Genomic DNA, 19,186 nt, shown 5'->3' on the forward strand with positions numbered 1-19,186 from the left:
GATCCCCGCCTGCGCGGGGATGACGGAAAATCCGTTTTATTTCAATTGGTTGCAGCAAGAAAAAGATGTGTGCATCCAGTAGCCCCCCCGGGGAGAGGGCCGGGGTGAGGGGGAGGCGGCGCGGGACGTTTTCGGCTGCGCCGAACCCCCTCATCCTAACCTTCTCCCCAGGGGGGAGAAGGGATTCCATCAACGGGGAAGACAAGCAGCATGAGTCCCATCATTGAGCGTGTGGCGTCCTTCGACTATGTGGTGTTCGGCGCGACCGGCGATCTGTCGCTGCGCAAGCTGCTGCCCGCGCTGTACGAACGCGACCGCGACGGCCAATTGCCCGACGACGGGCGGATCATCGGCGTCTCGCGCTCCGCCCTCAGCGGGGCGGAGTTCCGGGCGCAGGCGGCGGACGCGCTGGCCCGGCACGCCGCCCCGCTGGATCCCAATGCGACCGACCGCTTCCTCGCCCGGCTCGACCATGTCACCGCCGACGCGCAGGGGGCGGAGGGCTGGGACGCGCTGGCCGCGCTGTTGGAGGGGCCGATGGATGGTGGGGGGGCCGACAAGGTGCGGGTGTTCTACCTCGCCACCCACCCCGATCTGTTCGGGCCGATCTGCCAACGGCTGGAGCGAGCCGGGTTGACGACGGCGCGCTCGCGCGTGGTTTTGGAGAAGCCGATTGGGCGCGATCTGGCCTCGGCCCGGCGGATCAACGACGAGGTTGGCGCGGTCTTCGCCGAAGGGCAGATTTTCCGCATCGACCATTATCTGGGCAAGGAAACCGTCCAGAATCTGTTGGCCCTGCGCTTCGCCAACGCCCTGTTCGAGCCGTTGTGGAACAGCGGCGGCATCGACCATGTGCAGATCACCGTCGCGGAATCGCTGGGGATTGAGCGGCGCGGCGGCTATTACGACCATTCCGGCGCGTTGCGCGACATGGTGCAGAATCACCTGCTGCAATTGCTGTGTCTGGTGGCGATGGAGGCCCCGGCCTCGCTGGAGCGCGAGGCGGTGCGCGACGAAAAGCTGAAGGTTCTGCGGGCGCTGGCCCCGCTGACCGGGGCCGACGCCCTGACCCACAGCGTGCGCGGCCAATACCGCGCCGGGGCCATCGACGGCGAGCCGGTGGCGGGCTATCTCGACGAGGAGGGGGTGGCCGCCGACAGCGCCACCGAAACCTTCGTCAGCCTGAAGGCCGACGTGCGCAACTGGCGCTGGGCGGGCGTGCCCTTTTACCTGCGCACCGGCAAACGGCTGCCGCAACGGGTGTCGGAAATCGTCATCCAGTTCCGCCCGGTGCCGCACAGCATCTTCGGGGCCGCCGCCGGGGCGACCCTGCCCAACCGGCTGGTGGTGCGCCTGCAACCCGACGAGCACATCCGTTTGCGCCTGATGACCAAGGAGCCGGGACCGGGGGGCTTGCGCCTACGCGCCGCCGCGCTCAATCTCAGCTTCGCCGAAACCTTCAAGCGGCGGGTTCCCGACGCCTATGAAAGACTGCTGATGGACGTGGTGCGCGGCAACCCAACCCTGTTCATGCGCCGCGACGAGGTGGAAGGCGCCTGGGAATGGGCCGAAGGGCTGTTGGGCGCGTGGCGCGACAGCGGCGAGCGGCCCAAGCCCTACACCGCCGGAACCTGGGGGCCGTCCGCCGCCATCGCCATGATCGAACGCGACGGGCGGACGTGGCACGAGGACGAGTCCGCCGCAAAAGACGCCGATCCTGTTGTTTTGGGAGCCGCCGCATGACCGCCCCTTTGTGTGTGTTCCCCGACGCCGCCACGCTGGCCGAAACCCTGGCCGACGAGGCGGAAGCCCTGCTGACCGACGCCATCGCCACGCGCGGGGCCGCCAGTCTGGCGCTGCCCGGCGGGCGGACGCCCTCGCCCTTTCTGATCGCGCTGGGCAAACGGGCGGTGGAGTGGAGCAAGGTGACGGCGACGTTGGTTGATGACCGTTGGTTGCCGCCCGACAGCCCGGACAGCAACGCCGCCATCCTGCGCGCCACGCTGTTGGCGGCGGCCCCGGCCATCCGCTTCGTCCCGCTGTTCAACGGCGCGCCGACGCCGGAAGCGGGGGAGGCCGCCTGCGCGACCGCCCTGCGGGCGTTGGCCTCGCCCTTCGATCTGGTGGTGACGGGCATGGGGGAGGATGGCCACGTGGCCTCGCTGTTTCCCGACGCGCCGGACTTGGCGAGCGCGTTGGACGGCCCGTCGCCCTGCCGGGCGTTGCGCTCCCCCAGCGCTCCGCACCCGCGCCTGTCGTTGACCCTGCCGCGCCTGCTCGATTCCCGGCGGATCGTTGTCCTCATCACCGGCGCGGCCAAACGCGCGGTGCTGGAGCGCGCGCAAGAGGATGGGCCGGTCGCGGAACTGCCGGTGCGCGGCATCCTGCGTCAGACGCGAACGCCCGCCGCCGTCTTCTGGTCGCCCGCCTGATTGTCCCTCTCCCGTTTCGGGAGAGGGAAGGGGCCTGCCGCGCAGCGGCGGGAAGGGTGAGGGGTTCGCGGATGGGCGACGCCGCCTGATTCTCGCTTCACCCCTCACCCGGCCCTGCGGGCCACCCTCTCCCGAAACGGGCTACGGCATTCACACATCTTTTTCTTGCTGCAATCAATTGAAATGAAATGGATTTTCCGTCATCCCCGCGCAGGCGGGGATCCAGAGTTCGCCAGACGAACCCTATGGGTAAGTCTGGATTCCCGCCTTCGCGGGAATGACGGAGAAAAGTTCTTTTTCTTCCAATGAGTTGCCTAAACCGAAGATGTGTGAATGCCGTAGCCCGAAACGGGAGAGGGACAGAACGCCGCCCACCACCAACACCAACATCACACCACCGAGATCCGCATGACCGACACCGCATGGCCGGCGCTTGTCGCCGACATCGGCGGGACCAACGCGCGCTTCGCCCTGGTCGCCGAACCGGGGGCCGCGCCGACCGCCGTCCACAGCCTGCCCGCCGCCGATTACCCGAATCTGCCCGACGCCGTCGCCGCTTATCTGGAGCGCGTCGGGGTCCGTCCGCGCGCCGCCTGCGTCGCCGTGGCCGGGCCGACGGTGGGCGACCGCATCGTTCTGTCCAATCGCAACTGGGATTTTTCCGTCCGCGCCGTGGCCGTGCGCTTCGGCTTCGCCCCGTTGTTGCTCATCAACGATTGCGAGGCGCTGGCGCTGGCCCTGCCGCGTCTGGGTCCGGCGGAGGTGACGCGGCTGGGCGCTGGCGATTCCGTCGGCGAGCCGGGCCGCCCGCTCGCCTTGATCGCCCCCGGCACCGGACTTGGCATGTCGGGGGCGCTGCCGACGGCGCATGGTTGGATCGCCCTGTCCGCCGAGGGCGGGCACGCCGATCTGGCCCCGGTCGATGATCTTGAGATCGAGGCGCTGCGCCGCGTGCGCGGCGAACGGGGGCGGGTGTCGTTGGAAAGCGTGCTCTGCGGCTCCGGGCTGGAGCGGCTGCACCGGGCCATCGCCGCCGTGCAGGGCCTGCCGACCGACGCCTTGCCCGCCGCCGACATCACCCGGCGGGCGGTGAGCGGCGGGGAGGGGAGTTTGGATCGGCTGTGCGCCCGCACGCTGACCACCTATTGCGCCCTGTTGGGCGGGGCGGCGGGCAATCTGGCGCTGAGTTTGGGCGCGCGCGGCGGGGTCTATGTCGGCGGTGGAATCGCCCCGCGCTTCGCCGCCTTTCTCGCCGCCAGCCCGTTCCGCGCCCGGTTCGAGGCGAAGGGACGGATGGCCGACTACTTGCGGCCCGTGCCAAGCTGGCTCATTCTGGCCGAGACTCCGGCCTTGAGCGGCGCCGCCGCCCATCTGGAGACCGTTCACCGGACCCATCACGCGGGCGCCTGACCCGCGACGGCGACAAACATGGCTTATCGAGGAAACGCGCCTATGACCTCCACCACGCTGTCCGTCGGGCTTCTCGGCTTCGGCCTCGCCGGGTCGGTCTTTCACGCGCCGTTGATCCAGTGCGAGCCGCGCTTGCGGTTGGCCGCCGTCGCCAGTTCGCGGGTGGACGACATCCGCCGCGCCGCGCCGGAGGCGGTGGCGGTGTCCAGCCCCGCCGCCATTCTCGACGACCCGTCCATCGACGTCGTGGTGATCGCCACCCCCAACACCAGCCACGCGGTCCTCGCCCGCGCCGCGCTGCTGGCGGGCAAGCATGTCGTGGTGGACAAACCGATGGCGACCTCGGCGCGGGAGGCCGATCAACTGATCGAGCTGGCCCACCGGCAAGACCGCCTGTTGACGGTGTTTCACAACCGGCGTTGGGACGGCGATTTCCTGACCCTGCGCGATTGCGTGGACAGCGGCGCGTTGGGCGAGATTTATCATTACGAGGCGCATTTCGACCGATTCCGCCCGGCGATCAAAGCGGGCTGGCGGGAAAAGCCCCTGCCGGGATCGGGCGTGCTGTTCGATCTGGGGGCGCATCTGATCGACCAGGCGCTGACCCTGTTCGGCATGCCGCACACCGTCACCGCCGACGTCGGCCCCCAGCGCCGCGCGGCGGAGGTGGACGACTGGTTCCACCTGATTTTGAATTACGGGCGGATGCGGGCGATTTTGCACGCCGGGACGGTGGTCTGCCATCCCGGGCCGCGCTTCCAGATCCACGGCGACGCGGGCAGCTTCCTGAAATCCGGCATGGACGGGCAGGAGGCCGCCTTGCGCGCCGGTCGCCGCCCCAGCGGCGGCGATTGGGGGCTGGACGAGCCGGACCTGTACGGGCGGCTGTACGAGGCCGATGGCGGCGAACGGGTGGTGGAAACCCGTCCTGGCGACTATCCGGCCTTTTACCGGGGCGTCGCCGCCGCCATCCTGGACGGCGAGGCCCCGCCGGTGACGGCGGAATCGGCGCGCCACGTCATGGCGGTGCTGGAAGCCTGCGCCCGCAGTTCGGCGGAACGGCGAACCGTGGCGTTGCCGTAAACGCAGGGGGTTTTGGCAGGGCAACGAACTCAGGTTAACAATGATTAAGAAAATGAGATTTGACACGGATAAACACGGATGCCGACTGCGTCGGCCCACGGATAAACACGGATAGTGTGAAATATTTTATCCGTGTTCATCCGTGGATATCCGTGTTCATCCGTGTTTCAAGGCTATCTTCTCGGTTAGTAACGTTACGTTAACCTGAGTTCGTTGCCCTGGGGCTTTGGGTCAGCCTTTGACCAGGGAGCAGCCGCCGTCGGCCAGCGGACGCCACGCCTGTTCGGGCGGGATGGTTCCGGTGACGGCGAAGTAATCCCAGCCGCCGCGCGAGTCCTTTTCCGCCTTGGTCGTCAGCAGATAGAGCGGGTGCAACTTGCGGCCATCGGCGCGCACGCCGCCTTGTCCGAACAGCGGGTCGTCGGTCGGAATCGCCTTCATCGCCGCCACCACGGCCCGCCCGTCGGCGGCGCTTTTCAGCGACTCCACCGCCTTCAAATAATGCAGAACCGCCGAATAGACGCCCGCCTGCATGTCGTTCGGCACGTTGCCGCGCGGGTGGCGGGCGGCGAAACGCTTGGCGAAGGCGCGGCTGCCGTCGTCGCGGTCCCAGTAATAGGCGCTGACCACCGAAACGCCCTGGCTGGCCGCCAACCCGACGGCGGGCATGCCCACAATGTTGAGGATTAAGGCGGCGACGCGCTGCTTGCCGCCAATGCCGAACTCCGCCGCCTGCTTCAGCGCGTTGACGGTGTCGCCGCCTGCGTTTGCCAAGGCGATCACGTCCGCCCCCGACGCCTGCGCCTGCAACAGGAAAGACGAGAAGTCGGAGGTTCCCAACGGGTGGCGGGCGGATCCCAGCACCGTTCCCCCGGCGGCGACCACCGCGTCGGCGGCGTTTTTCTCCAGATCCTTGCCGAAGGCGTAATCGGCGGTGATGAAGTACCAGCGCTTGCCGCCCTGCGCGGTCAAAATCTGGCCCATGCTGTGGCCTTGCGCCCAGGTGTCATAGGTCCAATGGACGCTGTTGGGCGTGCAGGATTTCCCCGTCAGGTCGGAGGTTCCCGCCCCCGACGCGATGAAGACGCGGTTCTGATCCCGCGCCAGCCCGGCGACGGCCAGCGCGATGGCGGAGTTCGGGACATCGACGATGGCGTCCACCCCGTCCTGCTCGAACCAGCGCCGGGCGATGGCGGCGCCGACGTCGGTCTTGTTCTGGTGATCCGCCGCGACGACCTCCACCGGAACGCCCAGCCGGTCGCCGAAATCCTCCACCGCCATGCGGGCGGCGATCACCGACCCCGGCCCCTGATCGTCGGCGTAAATGCCCGACATGTCGTTCAGAACGCCGATGCGCACGGGCTTGCCCTGCGCCTGGACCAGCCCGGGGAACAATCCCGCCGCGAGCAGAACGGCAAGACAGGCGGCTTTCGTCTTCATGGCTCCATCCCTCCCTGAATGTCGGTCGGGCGGCGCTCCGCCCCCGTCCTTTTTGGGCCAGACGCGCAAGGTCGGGCGCGCTCTGACCGCCTGACAGATTGGTATGCAATATAACAGTAATGTCAATTCGTCATTTAGACAGAATATCGGTTGTCCAAATGACAAAGGGGGCGGCGCGTCGGGCGCGCGTCACGCCGCCGGAACCTGTTCCGGGCAATCGACGCGCAGGTGACGCTCGCCAAAGGGCGCGTCAACCAGGGCGCAGTGATGGGGCGTGTCGGGATCCGGGTGGACGTTGGCGCGGAAATGGCGACAGGTGACGCACAGGCGTTGCGCCGGAATGTCCTGATGGCGTTGCAGGGCGCGGATGGTCCCAATCAGTCCGGTCAACAGGGCGGTTTGCTCGTGGTCCGGCAGGCTGGCGACGGCGCGGGTGAGGAAATCGGGCCAGCCCGCGATCACGGCGGCGGCGTTGGCGCCGCGTTCGGTCAGGCGCAGCGCCACCGCGCGGCGGTCGCCCTCGGCGGTCTCCTTGCTCGCCAAATCTTTGCGGACCAGGGCGGCGACGGCGTCGCTGGCGGTTGGGCGACTGACCTGCAAACGCTCCGCCACCGCGCTCACCCCCATGGGCGCGTCGCCGGAACGGGCCAGCAGGGTGAGAATGTCGGCCTGCGTCGGCGTCAGCCCCAGCGCTTCCCCCTCCTGCCAGGACCGGCTTTTCAAGGCCGCGCTGACGCGGGCCAAGGCGTCGGCGACCCGTTGGGCCACGGGGGTGCTAAGAGTGTCGAAGGGGGTGTGCATGGCGCGCCCAAAGAAATAAGGACAACTAATTGATGGCTCCCGCGTTGTCCAGCGTTCCGACGGCGGGGCGGCGTTGCGCGGGGGATGAGCGTGGGCGGCTCGACAGGCGGCGCGATTTTGATTAGGAGTACTATTAAATTACCGTGATGATCCTTATCGCTTTGTGCCGCCCCCCATTGTTCGTGTTTCCATCCTTGGGAGTGTTCGCCATGACCCGTCGCGCCATCGTCATCCGTCACGTCGCGTTCGAGGATCCCGGCCTGTTCGCCGGGCCGCTGACGAACGCGGGTTACGGCCTGGATCAACGGGACGCAGGCGTCGATCCGCTGCCGTTGGACGCGCTGCTCGCCGCCGACCTGCTGCTGGTGATGGGCGGCCCCATCGGCGCCTACGACGAGGCGCTGTATCCCTTTTTGAGCGACGAGATTGCCGCCATCGCCGCGCGGGCGGCGGCGGGGCGCCCGGTGCTGGGCGTCTGTTTGGGCGCGCAATTGATCGCCCGCGCCTTGGGCGCGCGGGTGTATCCCGGCCCGGCGAAGGAAATCGGCTGGTCGGCCTTGAGCCTGACCGAGGCCGGGCGCGCTGGCCCCTTGGCGGCGCTGGAATCCGCGCCGGTGCTGCATTGGCACGGCGACACCTTCGATCTGCCGCCGGGGACCGAACGGTTGGCCTCGACCCCGCTTTGCCTCAATCAGGCCTTCGCCGTCGGCTCGTCCGTGCTTGGCCTGCAATTCCACCCGGAGGTCGATCCGCAGGGGTTTGAGCGCTGGCTGATTGGCCATGCGGCGGAAATCGCCTCGGTTCCCGGCCTGTCGGTCGCGGCGCTGCGCGCGGACGCCGCGCGTTTGGGGCAAGCGGCGGCGGCGGCGGGACAGCGTTTGATGACGGATTGGCTGGCCGGACTGCCCACTTGATCGGACGGGACGTCAGCAAATCCGGGGAAGCTGCTCGCCGGTCAGCCAATCGACGATGCGCCGCCCGCCAAAGCGGGTTTCCATCTGCACGAAGCGGTGGGAATCCTCGACCACCGCGCCGATGCGGGCCGCGTCGCGGCCCAGCGGGTGCGCCCGCATGACGGCCAGCAGGCGGTCGGCGTCGGCGTCGGCGCAGATGGCGATCAGCTTGCCCTCGTTCGCGGCGTACAGCGGGTCGAGGCCCAGCAGCTCGCAGGCGGCGGCCACCTCCGCCCGGAGAGGGATGGCGGCTTCGGACAGGCGCATGCCGACGCCGGATTGGTGGGCGATCTCGTTCAGGGTGGTGGCCAGCCCGCCGCGCGTGGGGTCGCGCAACACATGCAGGTCGGGAACCTCCGCCACCATCGCGGCGACCAGCCCGTGAAGGGCGGCGCTGTCGGACAGGATGGCGGTTTCAAAACCCAGATTGTCGCGGGTGGACATGATGGCGACGCCGTGGTCGCCCATCGTGCCGCTGACCAGAATGGCGTCGCCGGGCCGCGCCCGGTCGCCCGACGGGGCTACTCCGGGCGGAACCATGCCGATGCCGGTGGTGGTGATGAACACGCCGTCGCCCTTGCCGCGCTCCACCACCTTGGTGTCGCCGCTGACGATGGCGACGCCCGCGTCGCGCGCGGCGGCGGCCATGCTGTCGACCAGCCGCTTCAGGTCGGCCAGGGGAAAGCCTTCCTCCAGAATGAAGGCGGCGGTCAGATGCAGCGGGACGGCGCCCGCCATGGCGATGTCGTTCACCGTGCCATGGACCGCCAGCGACCCGATGTCGCCGCCGGGAAAAAACAGCGGCGAGACGACGAAGCCGTCCGTCGTCATCACCATCCGCCCGCCGGGGACGTCGAAGGCCGCCTGATCGTTGCCCTGGTCGAGCAGCGGGTTGGCGAAGGCGGCGGCGAACAGCTCGCGCACCAACTGCGCCATCGCCTTTCCGCCGGAGCCGTGGGTTATGTCCACCGCGCCGGTCAGGTCCAGCTTGCGGGCGAACAGGCGGTCGACTTTGGCGGGGACGGTCATGGGAGAAGGCTCATGGCGCGGCGTGGTCCGGGGCTTCGGCGGTGGTGGGCGGGACGGCGGGCGCGCCGATCTTGGCCAGCAGGGCCAGGGTGCGTTCGGCCTCCGCAGGGTCGAGCTTCGACAGGGCGTAGCCGACATGGACGATCACGTAATCGCCGACCGCCACCCCGGCGACCAGCTCCAGCGAGCAGGTGGACGACACCCCGCCCAACGACACGGCGGCGCGCTCGTCGGGCAGCAGGGCGGTGACGCAAGCGGGAACGGCGAGGCACATGAGCGTGTTCTCCTTGCGGTCAGTCGCCCGACCGGGCGGCCTGCGCCTCGGCCAAGCCGTTTTCGATCCAGTCATACCAGTCGGCCATGCCCTGTCCGCTGGTCGCCGACAGCTCGATCACCGCCAGCGACGGCTTCAGCCGTTGCGCGTAGGCGATCATCCGCTCGACGTCGAAGGTCAGATGCGGCAGCAAATCCACCTTGTTGACCAGCAGCAGATCGGCCCCGGCGAACATGGCGGGGTATTTCAGCGGCTTGTCTTCCCCCTCCGTCACCGACAGGACGACGACGCGGTGGGTTTCGCCCAGATCGAACCCGGCGGGGCAGACCAGATTGCCGACATTCTCGATGAACAGCACGCTGTTCTCCGCCACCGCCAGCCGATCCGTCGCCTGCGCCACCATGGCGGCGTCGAGGTGGCAGCCCTTGCCGGTGTTGACCTGGATGGCCGGGGCGCCGGTGGCGCGGATGCGGTCGGCGTCAAAGCTGGTCTGCTGGTCGCCTTCGATCACCGCGACCGGGAAACGGCCCTTCAGATCGGCCAGGGTGCGGGTCAACAGCGTAGTCTTGCCCGATCCGGGGCTGGACATCAGGTTCAGCACGAACACGCCGCGCCCGGTGAAGCGTTTGCGGTTGATCGCCGCCAGCCCGTCGTTTTTGGCGAGGATGTCCTGTTCGATGGCGATCAAGCGTGGCTGGTCAAAGGCCGCTCCGGCGTCGAGCGCGCTTGGATCCTGTCGGTGGCGATCATCGTCCGGGTGATGGTGATGAGCGCCGTGATGGCTGTGGCGGAACACCCGGCCATCGGGGCCGACATGTTCGTGCGCGCCGTCGTCGGCGTGGCGATGGTGGGCGTCGTGGTGGTGATGGCCGTGTCCCTCCGCGCCATGGGCGTGGCGGTAGATCTTGCCGTCCGGGCCGACATGCTCGTGATCGTCGCCTTCGATGCGGGTTTCCCCCTGGGCGCAACCGCAGACCGTGCACATCACTCCACCTCCAAATCCTTGATCCGCATGTCATCGCCGCCGGTTATCATCAGCCGCCATCCCGCGCAGCGTGGGCAGGGCGCGGCGCGCTCGTCAACCGTCACCGTCGTTTCGCAATCCAGACAATAGGCTTGGCCGGGCGGGCGGTCGATGACCAACGCCGCCCCCTCCGCCACCGTGCCGCGACTGACCGCGTCGAAGCCGAAGGCCAGCGCTTCCGGTTCGACGTGCGACAGCGCGCCGATGACCAGACGGACGCGGACGACGCGGCGGAAGCGCTGGGCCGCCGCCTGCTCCTCAATAACCTCGACGACGCCGCGCGCCAACGCCAGTTCGTGCATGGGGTCAGGCCTCCGCGACGGTGACGGCGCAGGCGACGCAGGGGTCGAGCAGGGCGACCAGCAACCCGGCGCGCTCCACCACGTCCGGCCCGGCGGGCAAGCCGATCAGGCCGCGCGCCAACGGCCCATCCGGGGCGAAGTTCCATTCGGTCGGGGCCACCGTGCGGTAATCGGCGATCCGCCCATCCGCGCCCAACCGCAGCCAATGGGCCAACGTCCCGCGCGCCGTCTCCACCACGCCGCAGCCGACGCCGGGGGGCTGCGGGACGGCTTCGGTGGCGGGAGGGGCCAGCGGCTTGCCAATCTGGCGGATCGCGGCGGCCATGCGGCGGGGCAGTTCGGCCATGTCGGCCAGCCGCGCCGCCATCAGCGCGACGACGCCAACCCCATGCGTGGCCTGGACGGAGGCGACCAGCGGGTGATCGGCGCGGCGGGCCAGCGGCCCGGTGTGGGCGGGGAAGCCGTCCTTGTGCGGACGGTTGGAAAAGCCGGGATCGGCGGCCAGCCTTTCGGCGAACCAGGAGGGCGCGCGTTCCGTCAGGGCGGCGACGCCGACCGCGCCGTGGGGGGCGAGATCGGGGGCGAGCAGCCGGGCGGTCAGCCGCGCCGCCACGGTGGCCCCGCGCGCCGCCCAATCGGCCAGCTCCCCGACGTTGGCGGGCGGGGAACCGGCGAAAACCTGGGTCGCGAACCAGTCGGCGACGCGGTCCAGCGTGTGGCTCAGGGCCGGTCCATTGGGCTGGAGATCGCCGCCGCCGGGCCGCAGCGCGTCGCCCGCCGGGTAGAGCGATTCGGCCACCGTCGGCAGGGCGTCACGCAGGGCGAGCAGGCCATGCGGGTCGGGGCGTTCGCCCAAAAGCCGGGGCCATTCCATCGCGGCCTGCCAGCCATGGGCGTCGGCGCATTCGGCGTCCAACGTCAATCCGCGCGCCACCGCGTGGCCGGACGCGTCCAGTCCCAAGGCCGCCTCGCAGGCTTGCGCCGCCGCCAAGCCCTGGGCCGTGCCGCACAGGCTGTAGAGCAGGGGAATCACCCGCGCGGCCTCTTCCGGGCGGCGACCGATCAGGGCGCGGGCAATGGCGACCGGACGGCGGACGGCGACCTCGGCCCGGTCCACCGCGTTGTCGGCGACCGACAGGCGGACGCTGACCGCGCCCTCGACGTTGGTCGGCGGGTTCATGCCGCGCCTCGTCCGAACAGGGCGCGGCGCGACAGCGCGGGTTTTGGCTTTGCGGGAGCCGTTTCAACCAGGGGCGCGGCGTTTGTTTGCAGCAAGGCGGTCAGCGCCAGCCCGGCGGCCTCGCGCGCCTCGGCCTGGGTGGCGAACACCGCCATGTCGGACACCAGCGGCATCGCCGCCAAGCTTCCCAGCGCGCCCATGCGGGCGACGTTGAAACGGTAGGCCCCCGACGGCAGGGTCAGCGCCAGCGCGTCGCCATCCCGCGCGGCGGCCCACCGGGCGGCATCGTCGGGCATCATCACGGCGTTGAGGAACCAGGGGGCGACGACGCAACCGATCCGCCCGGCGACGCCGCCACAAACCACGGCGCGGAACCCCACCGCCTCCACACGCAGCGCCGGGTTGCCGATGGCGACGCCGGACATGGCGTCGGCGGCGACGCGGCGGTAGGCGGCGATCAGCGTGTCGGTCGGGTCCAGTTCCGGCGCGCTGGCCGACGCGGGGCCGAAGCGGTGCGGGGCCGCGCCGCAGCCCGGACAGACCCAGCGTTCCGGCAGCCGCGCGAAGCTGGTTCCCATCGGCGCGCCGCGCGCCGGGTCGCCCAACGCCGGGTCATAGACCGCGCCGCAATCCCGGCAGGCCAAGCGGGCGCCCGCGCCGAAACCGGCGTCAAATGGGCCGTCATGGTCATGCGCCCCGGTCACGGCGCGTCGCAGGGCGCGGGGGCGTCCGTCCGGGGCAGTAGATCGGCGAACAGATGGTCGGTGTCGCCGCCGCGCGCGGCGAGCAATATGGCGTCGAGCGCGTCGTTCAGCGTCCCGACCTCCGCCTCGTCCAGCGGGCGGACGGCGCGCTCCATATGGACCAGAACCCAACCGCCGACCGGAACCTCGTCAATCAGCATGACGTTGACGCGCCGTTCCTCCCCGCGCCCGGCGCAGCGCGCGATCAGGCCGTCGCTTTCCAGAACCTGCATCGGGAGACCAAGACACATGCGGGCAAGGCTTTCGGTGACGGCGGAGCGTTGGGGGAGCGTTGCGCCGCATTCATGCGCCGGTTCGGGCGCGCGGGGCATTGACGTGCATCAAAAGCGTCATGTTCGCGCGCCCTGCGACGGAGTCGGCCATGGCGGGAAATTTTTCTTCTGCTAAACTTTTCGCAAGTGCGTGCGACACGCGCCAAACCGTGCGTGGACGTGCCCGAAACAAACCGCAGGGGATGCTTCCGTATGAAATCTTTTTCGCTCGCCTCCGTCATCGTCGCGGCGGCGCTGGCCGTGCCCGCCGCCGCCCACGCCCACACCTTCGGCGCGCATGACGCAGGGTTCGTTCATGGCTTCTCGCACCCGTTGGGCGGCTTGGACCATCTGCTGGCCATGGTCGCGGTTGGCCTGTGGGCGGCCCAGCGCGGCGGCAAGGCCCTGTGGGCGCTGCCCGCCGCCTTCGTCGGCGCGATGGTCGGCGGCGGTTTGCTCGGCATGGCCGGGATCGAACTCCCGGCGGTCGAGTTGGGAATCGCCCTGTCGGTCGTCGCGCTGGGCGGGCTGATCGCCCTGCAATCGCGCCTGCCGCTGCTGGCTTCGGTTGGGATGGTGGCGCTGTTCGCGCTGTTCCATGGCCACGCCCACGGCGTTGAAATGCCGGAAGCCGCCGCGCCGTTGCTTTATGGCGCGGGCTTCGCGCTGGCCACCGGGCTGCTGCATGGCGTGGGTGTCGGCGCGGCGCTGTCGCTGCGCGGTCTGGCGCAAGGCCGGGTCAGCGCGGCTCTGCTGCGCGGCGTCGGCGCGTTGATCGGCTTGAGCGGCGTCGCTTTGGTCGCGCTTGGCTGATGGAAAAGGGCGGACGGTTTCTATGAAAAAGGACCGGACGGGGCGCGCCCGTCCGGTCCTTTTCGTGGATTGACGCGCTGGTCAGGCTTTGCGGACCACCGACAGGAAGCTGCTGACTTCGCTGGACAGGGTTTGCGATTCGCCCAACAGCGCTCCGGCGGCGGCCAGCAGCTCTTCGGCGCTGGCGCCGGTGTCGCGGGCCTGACGGGACACCGTTTCGATGCTGGTGGTCACTTGGTGGGTGCCGGTCGAGGCCTCCTGCACGTTGCGGGCGATTTCGCGGGTGGCGTCGCCCTGCTGGCCGACGGCTTCGGACACGGTGGCGGTGATGTCGCTGATGCGGCGGATGGTGTCGACGATGGCGGAAATCGCCTGCACCGCCGCGTGGGTTTCGCCCTGGATGCCCGCCACCTGGGTTTGAATGTCCTCCGTCGCCTTGGCGGTTTGGTTGGCGAGATTCTTCACCTCGCTGGCGACGACGGCGAAGCCCTTGCCGGCCTCCCCGGCGCGCGCGGCTTCGATGGTGGCGTTCAGCGCCAAAAGGTTGGTTTGCGCGGCGATGGAGTTGATGAGTTCCACCACCTCGCCGATCCGGTTGGCGGCGTCGGCCAGACCCTTGACCGTGTCGTTGGTCGCCTGCGCCTCCGTCACCGCGCGGGTGGCGACCTGCGTCGCCTCGCCCACATAGCGCCCGATTTCGCCGATGGAGGCCGACAGCTCTTCCGCCGCCGCCGCCACGGTTTCCACGTTGCTGGACGCCTGAACGGCGGCGCTCGACACGTTGCTGGCCGTCGCCTGGGTGTTCTCGGCGCTGTTGGTCAGACGTTCGGCGTTGCCGCGCATGCGCTGGGCCGATTCGGTGACGGCGCGAACCACCACGTCGATCTTTCCGGCGAAGCTGCGGGTCGCCGTGTCGATTTCCGCCCGACGGCGGGCCTGCGCCTCTTCCGCCTCGCGCTGTTGGCGGGTTAGGATTTCGGCGTTGGCCAAGCCGTCGCGGAACCCGGCGACGGCGCGCGCCATGTCGCCGATTTCGTCGGCGCGGTCGGTTTCCTCGACCGTGGTCGCGTAATTTTTGTGGCCCAGCGCGTCCACGGCGGACGCCAGATGCTGGAGCGCCACCATCTGCCGTTTCACATAGACAAAGATGGCCACGCACAGCAGCAACCCGACCAGCAGCGACACGGCGCCGATCCGCCAACCCAATTGCCCGATCAAGGCGTAAAACTCACCCGACGGCATGCCGACGGCGAAGGCGCCGATGCTCTTGCCCGAGGCGTCTTTCAGCGGAACATAAGTGACCAGATAATTGACGCCCAGCACCGGGTATTCGCCCAGGAAGGTTTCGCCGCGCACGACGACGCGCTGGTGAATGTCGTCCGCCAATTTGGAACCGATGGGGCGGCTGCCGTCCGGGTTGACCAGGGTGGTGGCGATCCGGCTGTTGTCGCGGAACATGGTGACGGTGATGTTCAGCGCCGCCTTGATGCGGTCCACATGCTCGAACGTGCCTTCCAGCGCGGTGTCGCCGACCATCAGCTTGCCGTCGGCGATGCGGTAGGGCTGGCCCTTCGGGTTCAGAATTTCCTTGGCGACCCGGATGTTCATCTCCTGCCGCTCGATCTCCTGCCGCTTTAAATCGGTGGCGATGAAATACAGCGCCACGAACAAGGTGGCGGCGCAACTTGCAAGGGTGCCCACGAGATTGAGAGAGACAAGCTTCTGCGCGAAAGACAGACGGTTCAGCAGATTGTTCATGCAGAAGCTCCCGCTCTGAACATACGTCAAAGCTTATGTTGCAATGCGAAAAAGAACGCGAGGGTTGTTTCTAGGCTAACAGTCGTTGTCTGGTGCGGCAACAACGGTGTTGCGAAAGAATGCTTCCGCTGGCGGATTTTTTATAACGCGCGAGGTTGCGGTTCGACGCCCAGATCGCGCAAAGCGGCGATGATCGCCTGAACCATGGCGGGCAAGCGCGCCTCGATCTCCGGCGACAGCATCAGGCCGGTGCCCAGCGCCAAGGGAACGCAACCAATCAGGGCGACGCTGTCCGGCGCCTCCCCTTGCAAGCGCAGAGAAGCCAAAAGATCGCACAGCCCAAGCTGATGGGGGGAGAGTTTGCCTTTGAAATAGGCGGGAACCTCGTCGCCGCGCAGCGTCACCAGCGTTCCGGCGGGCGCGCCGGTCTTGACCGCGTCCACGGCGATCAAATGGCGGTGGCTGGCGATCAGGTCCAGCATGTCCATGCCGCAGGTCCCGCCATCGACGACGCTGACCGACTGAGGAACGCTCCATCCGGCGTCGAACTGCTCCATGGCGCGCACGCCAAGCCCCTCATCCATCAACAGGATGTTGCCGAGACCGAGGACGAGGATGGACATGAGGGGGCCTGTGCCAACGAGGGAACCGGGGGTGATCCTGACGAACTGGTCAGACCATTCCCTTGAACTGGATCAATTCTGTTGCAGAAAAATACCCCCGCCGGTGAGGGCGGGGGCGGAGGCGCCAGCGGAGTCACACAACCTTGACCTGATAGGTGGAGCTGTTTTCCGTGTCGGTCAGATGCACCGCGCAGGCCAGGCACGGGTCGAAGGAGTGCAGGGTGCGGATGATTTCCAGCGGTTGGTCGGCCACCGCCACCGGGGTGTCGATCAACGCCGCCTCATAGGCGGAAATCCGGTCGTCCTCGTCGCGCGGCCCGGCGTTCCAGGTGGTGGGAACCACGGCCTGATAGTTCTTGATCTTGCCCTTGTCGATGACGACCCAGTGCGACAGCATCCCGCGCGGCGCCTCGTGGAAGCCGAAGCCGCGCACCTCCTCCTTCGGGAAGACCGGCTTGTTGAAGGTCATGGTGTCGCCCCGGCCGATGTTTTCCATCAGCAGCTTCCACTGGTTCGACAGCTCTTCGTGCAGCACGACGCAGCGCACCGCGCGGGCGGCGTGGCGGCCGATGGTGGAATGCAGGGCGTCCACCCCGATCTTGCCGCCCACAAGGCCCGACACGCTGTCCAGCACCGCGTTGACCCAGAATTGCGTGCGCTGGTGGCCCGACGCGTACAGGCCCAGCACGTTGGCCAGCGGGCCGACCTGGGCGCGTTTGTCGTAGAAGGTCGGCGACTTGATGAAGGAATATTTCCCGTCATCCTGCCAGTCGGTGTAATTCGGGATCGTCTCGCCGTCATAGGGGTGCAGCGCGCCCTTGCCGCCCTGATACCAGGAATGCTTGACGCTCTCCTTCACGCCCTTTTCAAAATAGGGGTCGTGGAAGTCCTTGATCGGGGTGAAACCCTTGACGATGTCGCCGTTTTCGATGAAACCGGCGGGCAGGGCGAATTTTGTGCCCTTGGTGTCCAGCGGCATGTCGGGGATCGACAGGTAATTGACGACGCCGCGCCCGATCTTGGTCCAATCGGCGTAAAAGGCGCCGATGGCCGCCACGTCGGGGATGTAGACCTTGGTGATGAAGTCGCCGACCTCGTCGATCAGCGTCTTGATGTAGGTCAGCTTTTCCAGGGTCAGGGTGGATTGGCTGTCCAGATTGATCGGGTTGGTGACGCCGCCGACCGCCATGTTCTGGATGTGCGGGGTCTTGGAGCCGAGGATCGCCACCACCTTGTTCATCTTGCGCTGGACGTCCAGCGCCTGAAGATAGTGGGTGGCGGCCATCAGATTGGCCTCGTGCGACAGCTTCATCGCCGGGTGGCCCCAATAGCCCGACCCGAAAATGCCCAACTGACCGCTGTTGATGAAGGCCTGGAGCTTCTTTTGCGCGGTGGCGAATTCGCCGGTGGTGTTCAGGCTCCAGTCGGACAGCGACTGCGCCAGCTTGGCCGTCGCCGCCGGATCGGCCTTCAGGGCCGAGGTGATGTCGACGAAGTCCAGCGCCGACAGATGATAGAAATGAACGATGTGGTCGTGGACGTTGTGGGCGCCCTGGATCAGGTTGCGGATGTATTGGGCGTTGAGCGGGATTTCCATCTTCAACGCGTTTTCCACCGCGCGCACCGAGGTGATGGCGTGAACCGTGGTGCAAACGCCGCAAATGCGTTGCGCGAACACCCAGGCGTCGCGTGGATCCTTGCCCTGAAGGATCAGTTCGATGCCGCGCCACATGGTGCCGGACGCCCACGCCTTCGTAACCTTGCCGTCGCCAACGTCGCATTCAACCCGCAGATGGCCTTCGATGCGGGTGACGGGATCGACAACAATGCGCTGAGTCATGACCATGATCTCCTAAACTCAGCCGTGCTTGGCCGAAGAGGCGGAAAGGGCGGCGGGCGCCGGGGAATGGACGGCGTGCAGAACCGGCAGCGTCTTGACGACGATCAGATACAACCCGACCTCCAACGCGAAGATGCCGACGGTGACGAGGATTTCCTTGACCGAGGGGAAGTAGCTCCACGGCCCGATGGCCGGGGTGTAGCCGATCAAATAGACGTTCAGCCGGTACAGGATGCCCGCCACCAGCAGCAGCGACGCGGCGATGAACAGGGAGCGCGTGCGCGCCCGGTTGCGCGGCGGCAGCAGGATCAGGCCGCCGCCCAGCATGGCCAGCGTCTCCAGCCAGAACCAACTGGCCTTCGGTCCGCCGAACGCGATCCCAAGCTGACCGCGCACGGCCAGATCGACGAAGCGCAGCGCGACGAAGGCCAGCGCCGTCACCGCCATCAGATAGGCCAGCTTTTTCAGGACCGGGGTTTCCTGCGGGCGCTTGAAGCTCAGGGCCGCGAGAACCGCCTCCCACATCACGATGGCGAAGCCCATCAGGATCGCGCTCATCAGGAAGAAGACTGGCAAAAGCTGGGTCTGCCACAGCGGCGACAGCTTGTGCCCGACGATCACCATCATGGTGCCGAGCGAGCTTTGGTGCATGGTCGGCAGCAGCACGCCCAGCGCGATGAACAGCCACAAGAGCTTGTTCACCTTGGCCCGCAACCCCTCCAGCCCGAAACGCTCCAGAACGGCGGGGGCGAACTCCACCGTCAGCACGATGGTGTAGGTGGCGACGCACAGGCCGACCTCCAGCATCACCGAGTTGGGTTGCGCGTACCAGGGCATCATCAGATGGTAGAAATGCCAGTAGCGGCCCAGATCGGTCAGCACGGCGATGCCCGCCAGACCATAGCCGAACAGGCTGGCCAACACCGCCGGACGGACCAGCGGGTGGTATTCGCCCTTGTTCAGGATGTAGCAGAGCGCCGCCATCACATAACCGGCGCAGCCGAAGGCCGAACCGATGACGACGTCCACCGCGACCCAGATGCCCCAGGGATAGCCGTCGTTGATGTTGGCGACATAGCCGATGCCGAAGGCGTAGCGCTGGGCCAGCACATAGACCGCCGCCAGCACCAGCAGGACGCAGACGACCAGCGGCAGGGTGAAGATCCGCCCGCCGATCGGCTTGTGTTCGTGAAGAGTCATGGCCATGGC

19 protein-coding genes are annotated in these 19,186 nt (G+C 67.9%); 6 read left to right on the top strand and 13 right to left on the bottom strand.

Features of this window, described 5'->3' with window-relative positions; translation table 11 throughout:
- Positions 1-210 precede the first annotated feature (210 nt).
- From zwf to ACODS4_RS14265, 4 genes are all read left to right on the top strand, one after another.
- Positions 211-1,743, top strand: coding sequence for a glucose-6-phosphate dehydrogenase (gene zwf, locus ACODS4_RS14250; protein WP_488864698.1), 1,533 nt, complete (start codon positions 211-213; stop codon positions 1,741-1,743).
- Positions 1,740-2,432, top strand: coding sequence for a 6-phosphogluconolactonase (pgl, locus tag ACODS4_RS14255; protein ID WP_488864699.1), 693 nt, complete (start codon positions 1,740-1,742; stop codon positions 2,430-2,432). The genes zwf and pgl overlap by 4 nt, the downstream gene beginning before the upstream one ends.
- 408 nt (positions 2,433-2,840) lie before the next feature.
- Entirely contained in the window at positions 2,841-3,842 is a 1,002-nt protein-coding gene (gene glk / locus ACODS4_RS14260) for a glucokinase (RefSeq protein WP_488864700.1), read from the top strand.
- A 42-nt stretch (positions 3,843-3,884) separates the two neighbouring features.
- Positions 3,885-4,925 carry an oxidoreductase gene (locus ACODS4_RS14265; RefSeq protein WP_488864701.1) on the top strand — a complete coding sequence of 347 codons (1,041 nt, stop codon included), beginning with the start codon at positions 3,885-3,887 and terminating at the stop codon, positions 4,923-4,925.
- Positions 4,926-5,156: 231 nt separating this feature from the next.
- On the opposite strand, the gene ACODS4_RS14270 is transcribed toward ACODS4_RS14265, so the two are convergent.
- Positions 5,157-6,365: an ABC transporter substrate-binding protein gene (locus ACODS4_RS14270; RefSeq protein WP_488864702.1), complete on the bottom strand. Its 1,209-nt coding sequence runs from the start codon at positions 6,363-6,365 to the stop codon at positions 5,157-5,159.
- A 189-nt stretch (positions 6,366-6,554) separates the two neighbouring features.
- Positions 6,555-7,166 carry a MarR family winged helix-turn-helix transcriptional regulator gene (locus ACODS4_RS14275; protein WP_488864704.1) on the bottom strand — a complete coding sequence of 204 codons (612 nt, stop codon included), beginning with the start codon at positions 7,164-7,166 and terminating at the stop codon, positions 6,555-6,557.
- Between the two features lie 209 nt (positions 7,167-7,375).
- Here ACODS4_RS14275 and ACODS4_RS14280 point away from each other — a divergent pair, with 209 nt between their 5' ends.
- Positions 7,376-8,080, top strand: a complete 705-nt coding sequence (locus ACODS4_RS14280) for a glutamine amidotransferase (protein ID WP_488864706.1) — start codon at positions 7,376-7,378, stop codon at positions 8,078-8,080.
- Between the two features lie 12 nt (positions 8,081-8,092).
- Here the strand turns inward: ACODS4_RS14280 and hypE are convergent, their stop codons facing one another.
- Genes hypE through ACODS4_RS14315 form a run of 7 tightly spaced genes read right to left on the bottom strand, consistent with a single transcriptional unit; the run spans position 8,093 to position 13,003 of the window.
- Entirely contained in the window at positions 8,093-9,148 is a 1,056-nt protein-coding gene (gene hypE / locus ACODS4_RS14285) for a hydrogenase expression/formation protein HypE (RefSeq protein ID WP_488864708.1), read from the bottom strand.
- Positions 9,149-9,158: 10 nt separating this feature from the next.
- Positions 9,159-9,422: a HypC/HybG/HupF family hydrogenase formation chaperone gene (locus ACODS4_RS14290; protein ID WP_488864710.1), complete on the bottom strand. Its 264-nt coding sequence runs from the start codon at positions 9,420-9,422 to the stop codon at positions 9,159-9,161.
- 19 nt (positions 9,423-9,441) lie between these two features.
- Positions 9,442-10,407: a hydrogenase nickel incorporation protein HypB gene (gene hypB / locus ACODS4_RS14295; RefSeq protein WP_488864712.1), complete on the bottom strand. Its 966-nt coding sequence runs from the start codon at positions 10,405-10,407 to the stop codon at positions 9,442-9,444.
- Positions 10,407-10,748, bottom strand: coding sequence for a hydrogenase maturation nickel metallochaperone HypA (gene hypA, locus ACODS4_RS14300; protein ID WP_488864714.1), 342 nt, complete (start codon positions 10,746-10,748; stop codon positions 10,407-10,409). Before hypA ends, hypB begins: the two co-directional genes overlap by 1 nt.
- A gap of 4 nt (positions 10,749-10,752) precedes the next feature.
- Positions 10,753-11,928 carry a nickel-dependent hydrogenase large subunit gene (locus tag ACODS4_RS14305; protein ID WP_488864716.1) on the bottom strand — a complete coding sequence of 392 codons (1,176 nt, stop codon included), beginning with the start codon at positions 11,926-11,928 and terminating at the stop codon, positions 10,753-10,755.
- Positions 11,925-12,632 (bottom strand): [NiFe]-hydrogenase assembly chaperone HybE, encoded by a 708-nt coding sequence (hybE, locus tag ACODS4_RS14310; protein ID WP_488864718.1) that lies wholly within the window; start codon positions 12,630-12,632, stop codon positions 11,925-11,927. The genes ACODS4_RS14305 and hybE overlap by 4 nt, the downstream gene beginning before the upstream one ends.
- Complete coding sequence (locus ACODS4_RS14315) at positions 12,629-13,003, bottom strand: HypC/HybG/HupF family hydrogenase formation chaperone (RefSeq protein ID WP_488864720.1); 375 nt, start codon at positions 13,001-13,003, stop codon at positions 12,629-12,631. Before ACODS4_RS14315 ends, hybE begins: the two co-directional genes overlap by 4 nt.
- 153 nt (positions 13,004-13,156) lie before the next feature.
- Between ACODS4_RS14315 and ACODS4_RS14320 the strand changes: the two genes are divergently transcribed.
- Positions 13,157-13,756: a HupE/UreJ family protein gene (locus ACODS4_RS14320; RefSeq protein WP_488864722.1), complete on the top strand. Its 600-nt coding sequence runs from the start codon at positions 13,157-13,159 to the stop codon at positions 13,754-13,756.
- 81 nt (positions 13,757-13,837) lie between these two features.
- Here ACODS4_RS14320 and ACODS4_RS14325 read toward each other — a convergent pair whose 3' ends face one another.
- The 4 genes from ACODS4_RS14325 to hybB all read right to left on the bottom strand — a co-directional run bounded on the left by ACODS4_RS14325 (position 13,838) and on the right by hybB (position 19,183).
- Positions 13,838-15,514, bottom strand: a complete 1,677-nt coding sequence (locus ACODS4_RS14325) for a methyl-accepting chemotaxis protein (RefSeq protein WP_488864724.1) — start codon at positions 15,512-15,514, stop codon at positions 13,838-13,840.
- A gap of 140 nt (positions 15,515-15,654) precedes the next feature.
- Complete coding sequence (locus tag ACODS4_RS14330; RefSeq protein WP_488864726.1) at positions 15,655-16,137, bottom strand: HyaD/HybD family hydrogenase maturation endopeptidase; 483 nt, start codon at positions 16,135-16,137, stop codon at positions 15,655-15,657.
- 133 nt (positions 16,138-16,270) lie between these two features.
- Complete coding sequence (locus tag ACODS4_RS14335) at positions 16,271-17,977, bottom strand: nickel-dependent hydrogenase large subunit (RefSeq protein WP_488864728.1); 1,707 nt, start codon at positions 17,975-17,977, stop codon at positions 16,271-16,273.
- Positions 17,978-17,995: 18 nt separating this feature from the next.
- Entirely contained in the window at positions 17,996-19,183 is a 1,188-nt protein-coding gene (gene hybB, locus ACODS4_RS14340) for a Ni/Fe-hydrogenase cytochrome b subunit (protein WP_488864729.1), read from the bottom strand.
- Between the last annotated feature and the right edge of the window lie 3 nt (positions 19,184-19,186).

Source organism: Azospirillum sp. FG154 (genome assembly GCF_057809575.1).